This is a genomic window from Nocardiopsis algeriensis (assembly GCF_014203695.1).
GTDB lineage: Bacteria > Actinomycetota > Actinomycetes > Streptosporangiales > Streptosporangiaceae > Nocardiopsis > Nocardiopsis algeriensis.
Window position 1 is genome coordinate 191,251 of sequence record NZ_JACHJO010000005.1, and the last position, 15,109, is coordinate 206,359.

Consider the following 15,109-nt stretch of genomic DNA (forward strand, 5'->3'; position numbering starts at 1 on the left):
TGACGTGAAGACCAGATACTGCTAGCGTGCGGATCGCGAACACCTGGACGATTGAGGAGACCTGAACATGGCCCGACAGACGCGCGAGCAGTGGGGCACACGCGCGGGCTTCCTGATGGCGGCGATCGGATCCGCCGTCGGCCTGGGCAACATCTGGCGATTCCCCTACGTCGCCTACGACAACGGTGGCGGCGCCTTCCTGCTGCCCTACCTCATCGCCCTGCTCACCGCCGGAATCCCGCTGCTCATCCTCGAGTACTCGATCGGGCACAAGTACCGGTCCTCCGCGCCCCTGTCCTACCGGCGCATCAGCCGCCCCGCCGAGGCCATCGGCTGGTGGCAGGTGGCGATCTGCTTCGTCATCGCCATCTACTACGCCGCCATCATCGCTTGGGCCGTGCGCTACACCGGCTTCTCCCTCACCCAGGCCTGGGGAGAGGACCCCAACACCTTCTTCTTCGCCGACTTCCTGAGCATGAGCGAGGCCCCCGGCGCCGTCTCGGGCTACGTCCCCGCCGTCCTGTGGCCGCTCGTCGCGGTCTGGGCCGTCGTCCTGCTCATCCTGGCCCTGGGCGTGCGCAACGGCATCGAGAAGGCCAACAAGGTCTTCATTCCCCTGCTGGTCGTCCTCTTCCTCGTCCTGGTCGTGCAGGCCCTGACCCTGGACGGCGCCACCACCGGCCTCGACGCCTTCTTCAGCCCCGACTGGAGCGCCATGCTCCAGGGCAGCGTCTGGGTCGCCGCCTACGGGCAGATCTTCTTCTCCCTGTCCATCGGCTTCGCCATCATGGTCACCTACGCCTCCTACCTCAAGCGCAAGAGCGACCTGACCGGCACCGCCATGGTCGCCGGCTTCGCCAACAGCTCCTTCGAGCTCCTGGCCGGCATCGGCGTCTTCGCCGCCCTGGGCTTCATGGCGACCACCGCCGGCACCGCCGTCGACGAGGTCGCCACCTCCGGCATCGGCCTGGCCTTCATCGCCTTCCCCCAGATCATCTCCACCCTGCCCTTCGGCAGCGCCCTCTTCGGCGTGCTCTTCTTCGCCTCCCTGGTCGTGGCCGGCCTGACCTCCCTGATCAGCATCGTCGAGGTCATCGTCTCGGCCGTGCAGGACCGCACCGGCCTGGGACGCGTCCCCACCGTGCTGATCGTGGGCGGCACCACCGCCCTGGTCTCGACCCTGCTCTTCCCCACCCCCCAGGGCCTGCACTTCCTCGACGTCTTCGACCGCTTCATCAACCAGTACGGCATCGCCCTGGCCGCCCTGGTCATGCTCATCGTCTTCGGCTGGATCCTGCGCCGCCTGCCCGCCTTCCAGGCCCACGCCAACAGCGTCTCCTCCATCCGCCTGGGCACCTGGTGGAAGGTCGTGCTGGGCATCATCACCCCGATCCTGCTCGGCTTCATGATGTGGGACAGCCTGCGCACCGAACTGACCGAGAACTACGGCGGCTACCCCAGCGACTTCCTCCTCCTGGCCGGATGGGGCCTGGCCATCGGCGCCCTCGTCATCGGCATCGCCGTCTCGGCCCTGCCCTGGAAGCGCGCCGACGCCCTGGCCGCCCACGACACCGAACAGACTCCCGCGGCTTCCGAGGAAGGAGAGCGCTGATGTCCACGAGCGCGATCATCATGCTCGTCGTCTCCATCACCCTGGTCTGGGGAGGCCTGGCCGCAGCCATGCTGCACCTGCACCGCCACCCCGAAACCCCTGACACCGAATAACCAGGACACACGCCAAGGGGCGGCGGGCCACGGCCCGCCGCCCCTTCGTCCTCCTGACCCGAGGTCAGGAACGCGCGATCTCCTCGATCACACGCTCGCAGAACGCCGGAAGGTCATCGGGACCCCGGCTGGTGGTCACATTCCGGTCGGTGACCACCTCCTGGTCCACCACCTGCCCCCCGGCATTGCGCAGGTCCGTGCGGATACTCGCATAAGAGGTCAGGGTGCGCCCGCGCACCACATCGGCCTCCACCAGCACCCACGGCCCGTGGCAGATGGACGCCACCGGCTTGCCCGACTCCACGAACGCGCGCACGAACCGCACCGCGCCCTCGTCCGCGCGCAGATTGTCGGGGTTCGCGGTTCCCCCGGGAATCACCAGGCCGTCGTAGTCCTCCACCGACGCCTGCGCCACAGACCGGTCCACCTCGAAGGTGTCGGCGGGCTCGATGTCACCGTTCATCGCCTGGATCCGCCCCTGCTCCAGCGAGAGCAGCTCGGTACCGGCGCCGGCCTCGCGCAGCGCCTCCCACGGCTTGACCAGCTCCACCTGCTCGACCCCGTCCGCAGCCAGGAACGCGACCCGCCGTCCGGTGAGCGTAGCGACCATGCTCTTCCCCCTTGTCCTCTCGGCCACGGCACCCCGCGGTGCCGTGGTGGCCGCCTACCCACACACCCGCCCCACCTCACCCCGACCGACCCGGGAGCGGCCCTTGGCGCAGGCGCCCCGCTCCCCCGCCCCGGGCGGGCTCCCTCAGAAGACCTTGCCCGGATTGAAGATGCCCGCCGGGTCCAGGGCCGCCTTGACCGCACGGTGCATCCCCAGCACCTCCGCCCCCAGCTCCTTGGCCGCACTGTCCTTCTTGAGCAACCCCACGCCGTGTTCACCGGTGATGGTGCCGCCCAGCTCCAGCGCCTGCTCGACCACCACGGCAAAGGCCTTCTCCGCCCGTGCCCGGGCCTCCTCGTCCCCGGGCGCGACCACGAACAGGGGATGCAGATTGCCGTCCCCGGCATGGGCGATGTTGCCGATGGGGGTGTCGAAGCGCCGACCGGCCTCCTCCACCCGCGCCAGCATCTCGGGCACCGCCGCCTTGGGCACGCACACGTCCTCGGTCAGGACCGACCCCAGGCGCGCCAGCGCCGGATAGGCCAGGCGGCGCGCGGCGAAGAGCGCCTCGGCCTCCTCGGCATCGGTGGAGCGCACCGCGTAGACGGCCCCCTGGGCGCGGAAGCACTCCAGGATGTCCTCGGCCTCCTGCTCCCCGGCGCCGCCGGGCCGGTCGCTGCGGGCCAGCAGCAGCACCTCGCCCTCGGCCGACAGACCCATGTTCTTCCAGGAGTCGACAGCCTGCAGGCAGAACCGGTCGATCAGCTCCAGCGCCGAAGGCGTGATACCCGCGGTGGCCACCGCGGCCACCGCCTCCCCCGCCCGGGCCAGGGAGTCGAAATAGCCCACGACGGTGTGCTCACCGCCCCGGCGCAGGGGTCGCAGTCCCAGCGTCACCTCCGTGACCAGGCCCAGGGTGCCCTCCGAACCCACCATGAGGCCGCACAGGTCGTAACCGGTCACCCCCTTGGCGGTGGTACGCCCCAGACGCACCACCTCACCGGTACCCACCACCGCCTCCATGCCCAGCACGTAGTCGCGGGTGACCCCGTACTTGACACAGCACAGGCCACCGGCGTTGGTGGCGACGTTGCCGCCGATGGTCGACCACGGCGCCGAGGACGGGTCGGGCGGATACCACAGGCCGTGGCCGGCCACGTGCTCGCGCAGATCACCGTTGACCACCCCCGGCTGCACGGTGGCGGTCTGCTGGACGGGGTCCACCGACAAGATCCGGTCCATGCGCTCGAAGGACACCACGACCCAGCCGTCGGAGGCGTTGGCCGCCCCCGCCAGGCCGGTGCCCGCACCGCGCCCCACCAGGGGAACCCCCATCTCGGCGCACACCTGCACCACCGCGCGCACGTCCTCGGTGTGGCGAGGCCGCACCACCGCGGCCGGCAGCCCCGAGGGTGCCCACTCGGCATGGTCGCGTGCGTACCCGGACGTGACGTGCGTATCGGTGTACACCTGCTGTGCACCGATACGGGCCGCCAACCTCTCTGCGACATCCACCTGACGCCCTCCTCGCAACCTGCGCCGCAGCCCTGATGCGCCGACGCTGGCAGAACCCTAGCGGCGCCCCCGCTCCCGACCACAGGCCCGCCCTGCGAAAACGACCGAACGTTCGGCAAGGAAGGCCGACCGACCGCCGCAGGGAGGACCGGGCAGCACTTGCGCCCCTCCGCCTCCGAACCCGAACGCCTGGAAACGCTATATTGAAAATAATTGGTTGACAACACATTGTTCAAATACGCATGGTGGGGGCATGGACCAGCACAACGACTCCTTCACCCGCCCCGACCCGGGTACCGCCCGCACCCTGCGCACCCACGACGCACTCCTCCACATCACCCGGCGCCACGCCGACGGTGACCACCGCACCCGCTGGGCCGATCACGGCATGCCCATGCCGCCCCTGGACGCCCTGCGCCGCGTCGCCGACCTCGCCGCCGGCAGCGCCCAACCCCACGAGGGCGAACCGCCCGTGGACACCGACGACCTCACCGCGGCCCTGACCCTGATCCCCTGGGCCCGGGCCGAGTTCGACCAACTCGAGGCAGGACTGCTCCAGATGGCCAAAGGGCGCGGCATGACCTGGCAGGACATCGCCTTCGGCCTGGGCCTGGGCTCGGCCCAGGCCGCACGCCAGCGACACGAACGCCTCCTCCGCCGCACCGACCGGCCCTGAGACCGCGGGGCCGCGCCCGCCTCCGGGCACGGCCCCGCCCCGGACCGCCTGCGGCGCTTTCCAGCCGCGACCCGGCCGAAGCACAGCGGCGCACAAGACACGCACCGCGGCACCGTGGCATTCTGAACACATGGAACAGGTCCCCCTGACCCTGCACGTGGCGCCCCCGCTGCGCTTCTTCCTGCCCTCCCGCTCACGGAACCAGGACACCCTCCGGATCGACCACGACTCCGGCTCCTCCCTCGTGCACATCGTCCAGTCCCTGGGCATCCCCCTCACCGAGGTCGGCCGCCTGCGCGCCAACGGCCGCGACGTCCCGCCCACCCACCGCCCCGGACCCGGCGAGAGGATCGACGTCGAGCCCCTCGCCCTGCCCCAGCAGGCACCCACCGACCCGCCGCGCTTCCTGCTGGACGTCCACCTGGGCACCCTGGCCCGCCGCCTTCGCCTGCTGGGCATCGACACCGCCTACGACAACGACCGCGACGACCCCTCCCTGGTCGCCCAGGCCAACGCCGAACAGCGGGTACTGCTCACCCGCGACCGCGGCCTGCTGTGCCGACGCAACCTCGTCAGCGGTGCCCACGTGAACTCCACCCGCCCCGACGAGCAGCTGCGCGAGGTGCTCCAGCGCTTCGCCCCCGGGCTGCGGCCCTGGACACGCTGCCCCGCCTGCAACGGCGTCCTGGTCCCCGCGCCCCTGGACGAGATCGCCCGCTCCCTGGAGCCGGGCACCCTCGCCACCCAGCAGACCTTCGCCCGCTGCGTGACCTGCGACCGGGTGTACTGGCCCGGTGCCCACCACTCCCACCTGGCCCGGATCGTCCACCAGGCCGAGCAGCTCCTGTCCACCCGCTGACCCGCAGCGGCTCCGGGGCGCCGGAGCGGGAACCCGGGGCCGCTCCGAGAACGCCCGGCCGGTCCTGCCGAAAGCTTCGGCACGAGCCCCAGGTCCTGTGGAACCGAGAGGCCCTGCTGTCTCCGGAAAGCGGAAGGACTACCGCCAGGACCCGGACCGCCGACTCCGTCCCAGTCGGCCGCACGGACCGGAGGCCGCAGCGATCACAGCTTTCGGTACATGATGTGCAGGCCGACATAGCCCGCGGTGGGATGGGCGAACCCCTCGGGCAGGGTGCCGAGCACGTCGAACCCCAGTGATCTGTACAGCTGCACCGCGCGGGTGTTGGTCTCCACCACAGCGTTGAACTGCATGGCCCGGTAGCCCTTTCCGCGTGCCCACTCCAGGGTGTGGTCGCACAGGGCCCGGCCCACTCCGCGACCTTCATGGGCAGGGTTGACCATGTAACTGGCGCTCGCGACGTGGCCGGCGTTGCCGAGATGGTTGCTGTTCATCTTCGCCGTGCCCAGAACGGCGCCGCTCTCGTCCAGGGCCACCACCGTCCGGTGGGGTTCGGAGAGCAGCCACCAGGTACGCCCCTCCTCCTCGTCGAGGTCCACGGGGTAGGTGAACGTCTCACCTGCGGCCACGATCTGGTGGAAGAAAGGCCAGATGGCGGGCCAGTCGGCGGTGGTGGCGGTACGGATGTGCATGGCCGCCATCCTGTCGGGCCGCACGGCCGCACGGCCACCCCTTTTTCCGGCAAGTGGTCCAGGCCGTGCCGCGAAAAGACGACAGCGGCTGGTCACGGGCTCCCCATGACCCCGCTCCCCACAACCTCCTGGACTGCAGGGGTCGGCTCCGAAACACTGGGCCCTGCGGGCCTCACCGACCCGACGTCCCCCGCACGGCAGAGATTCCGAAGAGGAGACGCAGATGATCCGCAGGCTTCAGGCGGTCGCCCTGGACTGCTCGGACCCCGTAGGCCTCGCAGAGTTCTACGCACGCATGCTCGGCGGACAGGTCGTGGCTGACCCGCAAGAGCCGAACTGGGTGGAGGTGCACGGCTTCGAGGGGACACCACTGGCGTTCCAGCGGGTCCAGGACCACCGCCCCCCGCAATGGCCCCGGGGAGAAAGGCCCCAGCAGATGCATCTGGACTTCGACGTGGACGACCTCGACGCGGAAGAGAAAAGGGTGTTGGAGCTCGGTGCGACCGTGCTGGAACGCACCGACCAGCTGCGCCCGGGAGCCAACTGGCGCGTCTACGCAGACCCCGCGGGACATCCCTTCTGCCTCTGCCGTCACTGAGGCGGCGCCGGTCGAGGCAGGAGCGCCGGTCCGTGCGGACCGGCGGGCACACCCTGGTGGCGGGCACGGCGGCCGGAGGACTCAGACCCGCTCCAGGGGCACGTGTGCCCCCTCGGGCGCGTGCACACCCACGGGCATGCCCGGTTCGATCACACCGCCCTCGACCACCACACCCATGACGCCGGCCAGGAACACCGGCCGCCCGTTCCCGTCGCGCCGCACCATCTGACCCAGCAGACCGTCGGCAAGCCCGTTGATCTGTGCACACGGGTTGCGCAGACCGGTGATGCGCACCCGCGCCTCACCGACGGCCAACACCGTGCCCGCCGACAGACCCAGCAGGTCCAGGCCCCGCGTGGTGATGTTCTCCCCCATCTGTCCGGGTCCCACCTCGAAACCTGCCCGGGCGACCTCCTCGAACAGTTCCGCATGGATCAGGTGCACCTGGCGCAGGTTGGGCCGGGAAGGATCGGCGGCCACCCGTGAACGGTGCTTGACCGTGGCACCCATGTGGGCATCGCCCTCCACACCCAGACCGGCCAGGAGCCTGATGCGGGGAAGGACGTCCTTGCTGAACGTATGTCCGGGGGAAGCGCTGACCGACTCCACGACAGGACTCATCGCAGTGGCCTTTCCATGCAGGGGGTAGAGGGCGCAGCCCAACTTTTTCCGTTCGGGCCGAAGAAGTACGGTACGCAGATTCAGGCCCTGAGTCGACCGTGCGGCGCCTGTGAGGGCGGTACGCCGACCGCTACAATGCCGTGTCCGCGCAGGAACACGTCCCCACTCCACGCCCGAAAGGACAGGGCCCGCGCTTTCGCGAACGCGGGCCTGCGAACACCCGATGCCGGAATCCGCCCCCTGGACCGCCACCCGCGACGCGTATGACGGTATCGCCGAGCACTATGCCGCCTTCGCCGCCGAACGCTTCCTGGCCGATCCCCTCGACCAGGCGATGCTCCCTGCCCTGGCAGCGCTGATCGAAGCAGCGGGCGGCGGTCCGGTGGCAGACGTGGGGTGCGGTCCGGGCCACCTCACCGCACATCTGGACTCCCTGGGAGCACGTGCCTTCGGCCTCGACCTGTCACCGGCGATGGTCGCCCTGGCCCGCCGCACCCATCCCGGCCTGCACTTCGCGGTGGCGGCGATGGACCGGCTCCCGCTCGAGGACGCGTCCCTGTCCGGCCTGCTCGCCCACTACTCGATCATCCACACCCCGCCCCGGGGCCTGCCCGCCGTCCTGGCCGAGTTCCACCGGGCGCTGGCCCCGCAGGCGCTCCTGCTCCTCTCCTTCCAGGCCCACGACCGGCCCGGACGGCTCGCGGAGCCCTTCGACCACAAGGTGGCCCCTGCCCACCGGTACTCACCCGACGAGGTGGCCCGCCTCCTCGGCCGGATCGGGATCGACGAGGTCGCCCGACTCGTCGTCGCCGCAGGAGAGGACCCCGTGCGCGGCTTCCCCCAGGCCCACCTGCTGGCACGGCGAAGGGCGCACGCCGTCGCCTGACATCCGAACGGCGCGCGCGGAGCCGTCGAAGGTCAGCCCTGCTCGTCCTGCAGGCCCCGGACGACCTCCAGTGCCTCCTCGATGTGCTTGTCGACAGCCGTCATCGAGTTGAAGACATGGCGGACCACGCCCTTGCGGTCGATCACGTAGGTGACCCGGCCCGGCAGCAGCCCGAGCACACTCGGAACCCCGTAGCTCTTGCGGACCTTTCCTCCCTGGTCGCTGAGCAGCAGGAACGGAAGCCCGTGCCGCTCGGCGAAACCGGAGTGGCGCTCGGCGGAGTCGGAGCTGATCCCGATCACCTCCGCTCCTGCCTCGGCGAACACTTCGTGGCTGTCACGGAAGGCGCATGCCTGCGCGGTGCAACCGGGGGTGTCGTCCTTGGGATAAAAGTAAAGGACGACCACCCGCTCGCCGAGGCGTTCGTGGAGTCTGACCTGCTCCCCGGTCTGGGAGGGGAGGGTGAAGTCGGGGGCGGTGTCCCCGGCCTGGATGCCCTGTGCCATGTCGTTCCTGCTTTCGAAGAGCGCCGGCCCCATGGCCTGGGGCGGCTGCACCGGCGACCCTACCGCTCAGGTGAACGGCGCAAGGAGGCAGGAAGCAACGACTCCACTCGCCGACTCCTGGCACTGGTTTCCACCTGCCCGTCCGCCCGTGCCGACCTGCACGAAGTCCGGCCGGCGCCGTTCCCGCCCCCCGGTACGGAAGGCTCGGCTGCGCACCGGTGCGGAACCGACAGGTGAACGAAAGCCAATGAACACCTTGTACCGGGAAGGTGCCACCGGCTCAGGCCTGAAGTCGCGATTCGGGCCTCGGCCGCCAGGCGAACACCGGGACGCCCCCTTTACAGTAACTTCCTGTGCTCTACGGAAGATCTGCGGAGATTGGTGCGCTCGACGAAGTAACCGCACAAGCCCGCCACGGCTGCGGCGGGGCAGTGGTGCTGCGGGGTGAGGCCGGCGTGGGCAAGACCGCCCTGCTCGACGCAGCGGTCGCACGGAGCGGCACGATGAGGGTTCTGCGGACCTGTGGTGCCGAGTCCGAGTCCGACCTGGCGTTCGCAGCGCTGCACCAGCTGCTGAGGCCGGTGGCCGGTCTGCTCGACGCACTGCCCGGGCCGCAACGCAACGCCTTGCGAGCCGCTCTGGGGCACGCAGCCGACGGCACGGGGGAACGCTTCCTGCTGGGAGCCGGCGTGCTGTCGTTGCTGGTCGAGGCCGCCACCCCGGAGGGCCTGATCTGCGTGGTCGACGATTTCCAATGGATCGACCGGGCCTCGGCCGACGCGCTGCTGTTCGCCGCCAGGCGGCTGGGCACCGAACAGGTCGCCATGCTGCTCGCAGTTCGCGGCGACACTCCTGTCAAGGGCGTGCCGTCGACAGTGGATGTGGGCGGCCTGCCCGAGGACGCCGCGATCAAACTGCTGGAGTCCCGGCACGGGCTGCTGGCCGCCTCTGTGAAACGGGAACTCATCACGCTGACCGGGGCGAACCCTCTGGCACTGGATGAGATCGCTGCCCGGTTGACGCCCGCGCAACTCACCGGCCGCGCACCGCTGCCCGAACCACTGCCCGGCGGCACCCGGCTTTTCGGCGACCAGGTGACCGGGCTGTCGGCCCCCGCCCGGCTGGTCGCCCTGCTCGCCGCCGCCGAGACCGACCTCGAGGTGGTCCTGCGTGCCGCCGAGCGGTTGATGAACGGACCGGCGGGGGCGGAGGCGGCAGCCTTCACCGAACTGGAGGAGAGCGGGTTGACCCAGCTGTCGGGCAACAGCATGCGCTTCCGTCACCCGCTCATGCGATCCGCGGTCCACGAGACAGCCGCCCCCGCCGAACTCCGCAGCGTGCACGCCGTCCTGGCGGAGCTGACCACGGGAGATCGCAGGGCCTGGCACCTGGCCGGGGCCGCACTGGGCCGGTCAGAACCGGTCGCGGTCGCGCTGACCGAAGCCGCCGAGCAGGCACGCAAGCGCGGCGGGTACGGTGCCGCCGCCACCGCTTTGACCAGAGCTGCCGAGCTGACCCCCGAGCCGCACGCCCGCGCCGTCCGACTGAAGGACGCCGCCGTGGCGGCCTGGCTCGCCGGCCGACCTGGCCAGGCCGAGTCCCTGCTGGCCGAGGCACGCGAAGGGACCGGCGAAGACAGCACACTCTCGATGGAGATCGCCCAGCTCCGGGGCCGGTTCGAACTGAACGCGGGCAACGCCGCCGAGGCCGTGCGCATCCTGGCATCGGGCGACAGCCTGGACATGCTGGCCGACGCCGTGGAGGCGGCCTCCCACGTCGGCGACACGGCAGCCATCATCGAGCTCGGCCGACGGGCGGCGTCGCACCCCGAGGGATTCCTACGGGACACAGTGGTCGGGATCGGGCTGACTCTGAACGGCGACGCCGCCGGCCCGGCCCTGCTGAAACGGGCACTGACGCGGGCCGACGACCTGGAGGACGCGGCCGGCCACCTGTGGGCGACGGCCGCAGCCAGCGCTCTGGGCGAGTCGGGCCTGGCCGCGGAGATGGCCGAACGGGCCGGGCGAGTGGGCAGGGTGTCGGGGATGGCCGGGCAACTACCGGTCGTACTGGAGTTCGCAGCGACCGCTGAGCGCCTCGCCGGACAGCTCGCACGCAGCCAGGCCGTCTCCGAGGAGGGCCTGGCACTGGCGCGGGAGGCCGGGTACGAGAACACGGCGGCCGCGCACCTGGCCAACCTGGCGGTGCTGGCGGCTCTGCGAGGCGAGGAGGAACTCTGCGAACGACAGGCCCGCCAGGCGCTGGCCATCGCCCTGCCACACCGAGTGGGACTGTGCGCGGGAGTGGCCGCGTACGCGCTGGCGATGCGCGAGCTGTGCCTGGGACGCCACGCGCCGGCGCACGAACGTTTCCGGGCGATCGCGGCGGCGGGGCCGGGTGCGGGACATCGGACCGTGACATGGCGGACCCTGCCGGACCGGATCGAGGCCGCGGTGGGCGCAGGCGACACGGCCGACGCCCGAACGGCGCTCTCGACCTACGAGCGGTCGACCGAGCACGCCGCGACGCCTGAATCACGCGCGCTGCTGGCCCGCTGCCGAGGCCTGGCCGAGTCGTCGGAGGAGGCTTTCGGTGAGGCGTTGCGACTGCACACCAACCCGTTCGAGGCCGCCAGGACCGCTCTGCTGCTGGGTGAGCGTCTGCGCCGCGCGCAGCGGCCGGGCCAGGCACGGGCGCATCTGCGGACGGCGTGGGAAGTTTTCGAACAGGCCGGAGCCCGACCGTGGGCGCGGCGCGCGCAGCAGGAGCTGCGGGCGGCGGGCGAGAACGCGAGCCCCCCGACCACCGGCGTGCTCGACGCGCTGACCCCGCAGGAACTGCGCATCGCGGGTCTGGTTGCCGACGGGTTGTCGAGCAAGCAGATCGCCGCCCGGCTCTTCCTCAGCCCGCGTACGGTCGAGTACCACCTGTACAAGATTTATCCGAAGCTGGGCATCGGCTCCCGTACGGACCTGGCGCGGCTGGTAGTTCTACAGAAGGCTCAAGCATTCGGGGACGGCATGCTCTGAGGTATGCAGAACGTAAGCATCTGGAGCGAGGAGTTCGGTGCCGAGACGGACGCGCCGATCCTGTTGATCATGGGTTCGATGTCGCAGAGCGTCCTGTGGCCCGACGAGTTCGTCGGCCGCCTGACCGCCGGAGGGCGCCGGGTGATCCGGTACGACCACCGCGACACCGGCATGTCGGGCACCGTCGACTTCGCGACCGATCCGTACACCTGGAACGACATCAAGAACGACGTCTACCGCGTCCTGGCGGCCCACGGCCTGGACAGCGCCCATCTGGTGGGCCACTCGGCGGGCGGGCTGCTCGGCCAGCTCATCGCCGTGGAGGCACCGGAGCGGGTGCGGTCACTGACCGTCATCGCCTCCTCGCCGCTCGGCGGCGGCGAGGGTCAGGTGCTCATGCGGGCACTGACGGGCCGGCCGCAACCCGAGGGCAGCCTGCCGGAGCCGGAGCCGGAGTTCGTGGAGTTCTTCCGCGCGCTGATGACCACTCCGCCTGCCCAGAACCGCCGTGCGCTGATCGACAGCATGATCGCCGAGCAACGTGTGCTGCACGGCACCGGGCTGCCTTTCGACGAGGACGCGGCGCGCCGACTGCAAGAGCGCGTCTACGAGCGGGCCCGCGACCTGCCGGCTGCGGCCAACCACCGGCTGGCCGCAGGGGCTGATCCCGACTTCGAGCCGGTGGACGCGCTGCATCGGGTGCACGCTCCCACACTGGTCATCGAGGGCAGCCACGAACCGGTCAAACCGGGGCACGGTGCGATCATCGCCGAGCAGATCCCGGGAGCGCGACTGATGATCATGGCGGGTATGGGGCATACGCTGCCGCCGGAGCACCACCAGGAACTGGCCGACGCGATCCTCACGCACACGGCCGGTTGAGGGGCCCTGGTGCAGAGTCTCTGCGTTCCCGCCGCCGAAGTGACAGGCCCCGATCAGCGCTTCGGCGCCCTGCCCGCCGTAGAGCGGCCCGGTCCGGGCAGCCCACCAAGGATGCCGGGGTGCCGTCCTGTCGGCCCGCTTGCGGCTCACCGTGCCTTCAACAACCTCAGGCCGCCGCACGCTGCGACTCGCGCACGGGAGGTGCTGCGGGGGAGACCACGCCCAGCGAGCGGGTGCGCCCGGCGCGGATGCCGTTGCCGATGACCACGACCTCGGCCACCTCGTGCACCAGCACGACCGCGGCCAGGCCCAGGACACCGAACAGCGCCAAAGGCATCAGACCGATGATGATGGCCAGCGACAAACCCACGCTCTGCCACATGATGGCCCGGGCACGCCGGGCGTGCGCCAGTACGCGGGGCAGGTGGCGCAGATCCTCGCCCATCAGCGCGACGTCGGCGGTCTCGATGGCCACGTCGGTGCCCATCGCGCCCATGGCGATGCCCAGGTCGGCGGTGGCCAGGGCGGGCGCGTCGTTGACCCCGTCGCCCACCATCGCCACCGGACCGTGTTCCCGGAGTCGGCCGACGAGGCGGGATTTGTCCTCCGGGCGCAGATCGGCGTGCACATCGCCCGCTTCGATGCCCGCCTCGGCCGCCACGGCGGCGGCGGTCGCCTGGTTGTCGCCGGTGAGCATCACCACCCGGTAGCCCGCCCCACGCAGGGAGGCCACGGCCTCGCCCGCTTCGGGGCGCAGTTCGTCGCGCACCGCGACGGCGCCCAGCAGCGCGCCGCCGTCCTCCACCAGGACGACGGTGGCTCCGGCGCGCTGCATCCGCGTCACCTCCTCGGCCAGGGGGCCGGCCTCGATCCACCCCGGGCGGCCCAGACGCACGCTGCGGCCGTGCAGGGTGCCGATGACTCCGGCACCGGTGACCGCCTCGACGTGCTCGGCCCGCTCCGGGGCGGGGGCGGCAGCCAGGATCGCGGCCGCGAGGGGGTGTTCGCTGCGTTCCTCCAGCGCGGCGGCCACCATCAGCACCCGCTCGGCGGTGCACCCGGGTGCGGGGACTGTCCCGAGGACGACCGGGCGGTTGCGGGTCAGGGTGCCGGTCTTGTCCAGCGCCACGGTCCTGATGCGGCCCATGGCCTCCAAGGCGGCTCCGCCCTTGACCAGGGCCCCATGCCCGGAGGCGGCGCCGATCGCGGCGACCACGGTGACGGGAACGGAGATGGCCAGTGCGCACGGGGAGGCGGCCACCAGCACGACCAGGGCGCGTTCGACCCAGGTCAGCGGATCGCCGAACAGGGACCCCACGACGGCGATGAGAGCGGCGGCGACCATCACCCCGGGCACCAGCGGTGTGGCGATCCTGTCGGCCAGGCGCTGTCCGGCGCCCTTGCGGGCCTGCTCGGCCTCCACGATGGACACGATGCGGGCCAGGGAGTTGTCGGAGGCCGTGGCGGTCACCCTCACCTCCAGCACTCCGGTGCCGTTGACGGACCCGGCGAACACTTCGTCGCCGGTGACGGCCTCGACGGGAACGGACTCGCCGGTGACGGCCGAGGTGTCCAGGCTGGTGTGCCCGGAAGCGATACGGCCGTCGGTGGCCACGCGCTCCCCCGGACGCACCACCAGTGTGTCGCCCACCATCAGTTCGGCCGGGTCGAGGGTGTGCTCCACACCGTTGCGGAGCACCCGGGCCTGATCGGGGACCAGGTCCAACAAGGCGCGCAGGCCGCGCCGGGTGCGAGCGACGGAGTACCCCTCCAGTCCCTCGGCGATGGTGTAGAGCACCGCCAGCATCGCGGCCTCGCCCACCTCACCCAGCAGCACCGCGCCGATGGCGGCGATGGTCATCAGCGTGCCCACGCCGATCCTGCCCCGGGCCAGTCGGCGCACGGTACCGGGCACGAACGTCCAGGCGGCCACGGCCAGGGCGGCGGCCTTGAGCACCAGTCCCACCAACGCGGGGGCTTCGACCCAGCCCGCGCCGTACCCGGCCAGCAGCAGCGCCGCGGCGACGGCGGCGAAGCGGATCTCGCTCACCTGCCACAGTGTTTCCGGCCCGTGCTCCTTCCCCTCTGCGCCGGGGTGAAGCTCCTCGCCTCCGCAGCACGCGTCACTCATCGCGCGCCTCCGCCGCCGGGCGGCTGTCGGTTCCGTAGTTGGGGCACAGTGCGACCGCGTTCCCGGTCGCGGCCAGCAGGACCTCGGCCGAGGCCAGCAGGTCCAGCAGTTCGGGGCGGGCCAGGGAGTAGAACACCTGCCGGCCCTCGGGGCGGCCCTGGACCAGGTTGCAGTCACGCAGGCACGCCACATGTGCCGAGACCGTGGACTGTGCCAGTCCCAGCTGCGCCACCAGGTCGGCCACCCGTGCCTCACCCCCGGCCAGGCGGCGCACGATCGCCAGCCGGGTGTTGTCGGAGAGGCTGTGGAAGAGTGCTGCGGCCGCGTCGAGGCCCGTGGTTGTGGCCGGGCACCCGCCCATGCTATTAATCGCCATGAG

At 71.1% G+C, this 15,109-nt stretch carries 15 protein-coding genes; 8 read left to right on the forward strand and 7 right to left on the reverse strand.

The window, feature by feature from the left end:
- Positions 1 to 67: 67 nt before the first annotated feature.
- Entirely contained in the window at positions 68 to 1,612 is a 1,545-nt protein-coding gene (locus tag FHS13_RS09565) for a sodium-dependent transporter (RefSeq protein WP_184290581.1), read from the forward strand.
- The gene (locus FHS13_RS09570; protein ID WP_184290583.1) at positions 1,612 to 1,725 is read left to right on the forward strand and encodes a methionine/alanine import family NSS transporter small subunit; all 114 of its coding nucleotides are present in this window, start codon (positions 1,612 to 1,614) and stop codon (positions 1,723 to 1,725) included. The genes FHS13_RS09565 and FHS13_RS09570 overlap by 1 nt, the downstream gene beginning before the upstream one ends.
- Before the next feature lie 64 nt (positions 1,726 to 1,789).
- On the opposite strand, the gene FHS13_RS09575 is transcribed toward FHS13_RS09570, so the two are convergent.
- On the reverse strand, positions 1,790 to 2,335 hold the full coding sequence (locus FHS13_RS09575; protein WP_184290585.1) for a type 1 glutamine amidotransferase domain-containing protein: 546 nt from the start codon (positions 2,333 to 2,335) through the stop codon (positions 1,790 to 1,792).
- 144 nt (positions 2,336 to 2,479) lie between these two features.
- Positions 2,480 to 3,850: an FAD-linked oxidase C-terminal domain-containing protein gene (locus tag FHS13_RS09580; RefSeq protein ID WP_184290587.1), complete on the reverse strand. Its 1,371-nt coding sequence runs from the start codon at positions 3,848 to 3,850 to the stop codon at positions 2,480 to 2,482.
- Between the two features lie 253 nt (positions 3,851 to 4,103).
- Here FHS13_RS09580 and FHS13_RS09585 point away from each other — a divergent pair, with 253 nt between their 5' ends.
- The gene (locus FHS13_RS09585) at positions 4,104 to 4,526 is read left to right on the forward strand and encodes a DNA-binding protein (RefSeq protein ID WP_184290589.1); all 423 of its coding nucleotides are present in this window, start codon (positions 4,104 to 4,106) and stop codon (positions 4,524 to 4,526) included.
- Positions 4,527 to 4,656: 130 nt separating this feature from the next.
- Positions 4,657 to 5,385, forward strand: a complete 729-nt coding sequence (locus tag FHS13_RS09590; protein ID WP_184290591.1) for a Mut7-C RNAse domain-containing protein — start codon at positions 4,657 to 4,659, stop codon at positions 5,383 to 5,385.
- Positions 5,386 to 5,588: 203 nt separating this feature from the next.
- On the opposite strand, the gene FHS13_RS09595 is transcribed toward FHS13_RS09590, so the two are convergent.
- Complete coding sequence (locus FHS13_RS09595) at positions 5,589 to 6,077, reverse strand: GNAT family N-acetyltransferase (protein WP_184290593.1); 489 nt, start codon at positions 6,075 to 6,077, stop codon at positions 5,589 to 5,591.
- A gap of 223 nt (positions 6,078 to 6,300) precedes the next feature.
- Here FHS13_RS09595 and FHS13_RS09600 point away from each other — a divergent pair, with 223 nt between their 5' ends.
- The gene (locus tag FHS13_RS09600; RefSeq protein WP_184290595.1) at positions 6,301 to 6,675 is read left to right on the forward strand and encodes a VOC family protein; all 375 of its coding nucleotides are present in this window, start codon (positions 6,301 to 6,303) and stop codon (positions 6,673 to 6,675) included.
- Positions 6,676 to 6,756: 81 nt separating this feature from the next.
- Here the strand turns inward: FHS13_RS09600 and FHS13_RS09605 are convergent, their stop codons facing one another.
- Positions 6,757 to 7,296, reverse strand: coding sequence for an MOSC domain-containing protein (locus tag FHS13_RS09605; protein WP_184290597.1), 540 nt, complete (start codon positions 7,294 to 7,296; stop codon positions 6,757 to 6,759).
- 223 nt (positions 7,297 to 7,519) lie between these two features.
- Here FHS13_RS09605 and FHS13_RS09610 point away from each other — a divergent pair, with 223 nt between their 5' ends.
- Positions 7,520 to 8,182 carry a class I SAM-dependent methyltransferase gene (locus tag FHS13_RS09610; protein ID WP_184290599.1) on the forward strand — a complete coding sequence of 221 codons (663 nt, stop codon included), beginning with the start codon at positions 7,520 to 7,522 and terminating at the stop codon, positions 8,180 to 8,182.
- Positions 8,183 to 8,214: 32 nt separating this feature from the next.
- Here the strand turns inward: FHS13_RS09610 and FHS13_RS09615 are convergent, their stop codons facing one another.
- Positions 8,215 to 8,688 carry a peroxiredoxin gene (locus FHS13_RS09615; RefSeq protein ID WP_184290601.1) on the reverse strand — a complete coding sequence of 158 codons (474 nt, stop codon included), beginning with the start codon at positions 8,686 to 8,688 and terminating at the stop codon, positions 8,215 to 8,217.
- 353 nt (positions 8,689 to 9,041) lie between these two features.
- Between FHS13_RS09615 and FHS13_RS21865 the strand changes: the two genes are divergently transcribed.
- Positions 9,042 to 11,717 (forward strand): AAA family ATPase, encoded by a 2,676-nt coding sequence (locus FHS13_RS21865; protein WP_184290603.1) that lies wholly within the window; start codon positions 9,042 to 9,044, stop codon positions 11,715 to 11,717.
- A 3-nt stretch (positions 11,718 to 11,720) separates the two neighbouring features.
- Positions 11,721 to 12,599, forward strand: a complete 879-nt coding sequence (locus FHS13_RS09625) for an alpha/beta fold hydrolase (protein WP_184290605.1) — start codon at positions 11,721 to 11,723, stop codon at positions 12,597 to 12,599.
- A gap of 166 nt (positions 12,600 to 12,765) precedes the next feature.
- On the opposite strand, the gene FHS13_RS09630 is transcribed toward FHS13_RS09625, so the two are convergent.
- Together FHS13_RS09630 and FHS13_RS09635 are read right to left on the reverse strand one after the other, a co-directional pair.
- Positions 12,766 to 14,730 (reverse strand): heavy metal translocating P-type ATPase, encoded by a 1,965-nt coding sequence (locus tag FHS13_RS09630; RefSeq protein ID WP_184290607.1) that lies wholly within the window; start codon positions 14,728 to 14,730, stop codon positions 12,766 to 12,768.
- On the reverse strand, positions 14,723 to 15,106 hold the full coding sequence (locus tag FHS13_RS09635; RefSeq protein ID WP_184290609.1) for an ArsR/SmtB family transcription factor: 384 nt from the start codon (positions 15,104 to 15,106) through the stop codon (positions 14,723 to 14,725). The genes FHS13_RS09630 and FHS13_RS09635 overlap by 8 nt, the downstream gene beginning before the upstream one ends.
- Positions 15,107 to 15,109 lie beyond the last annotated feature (3 nt).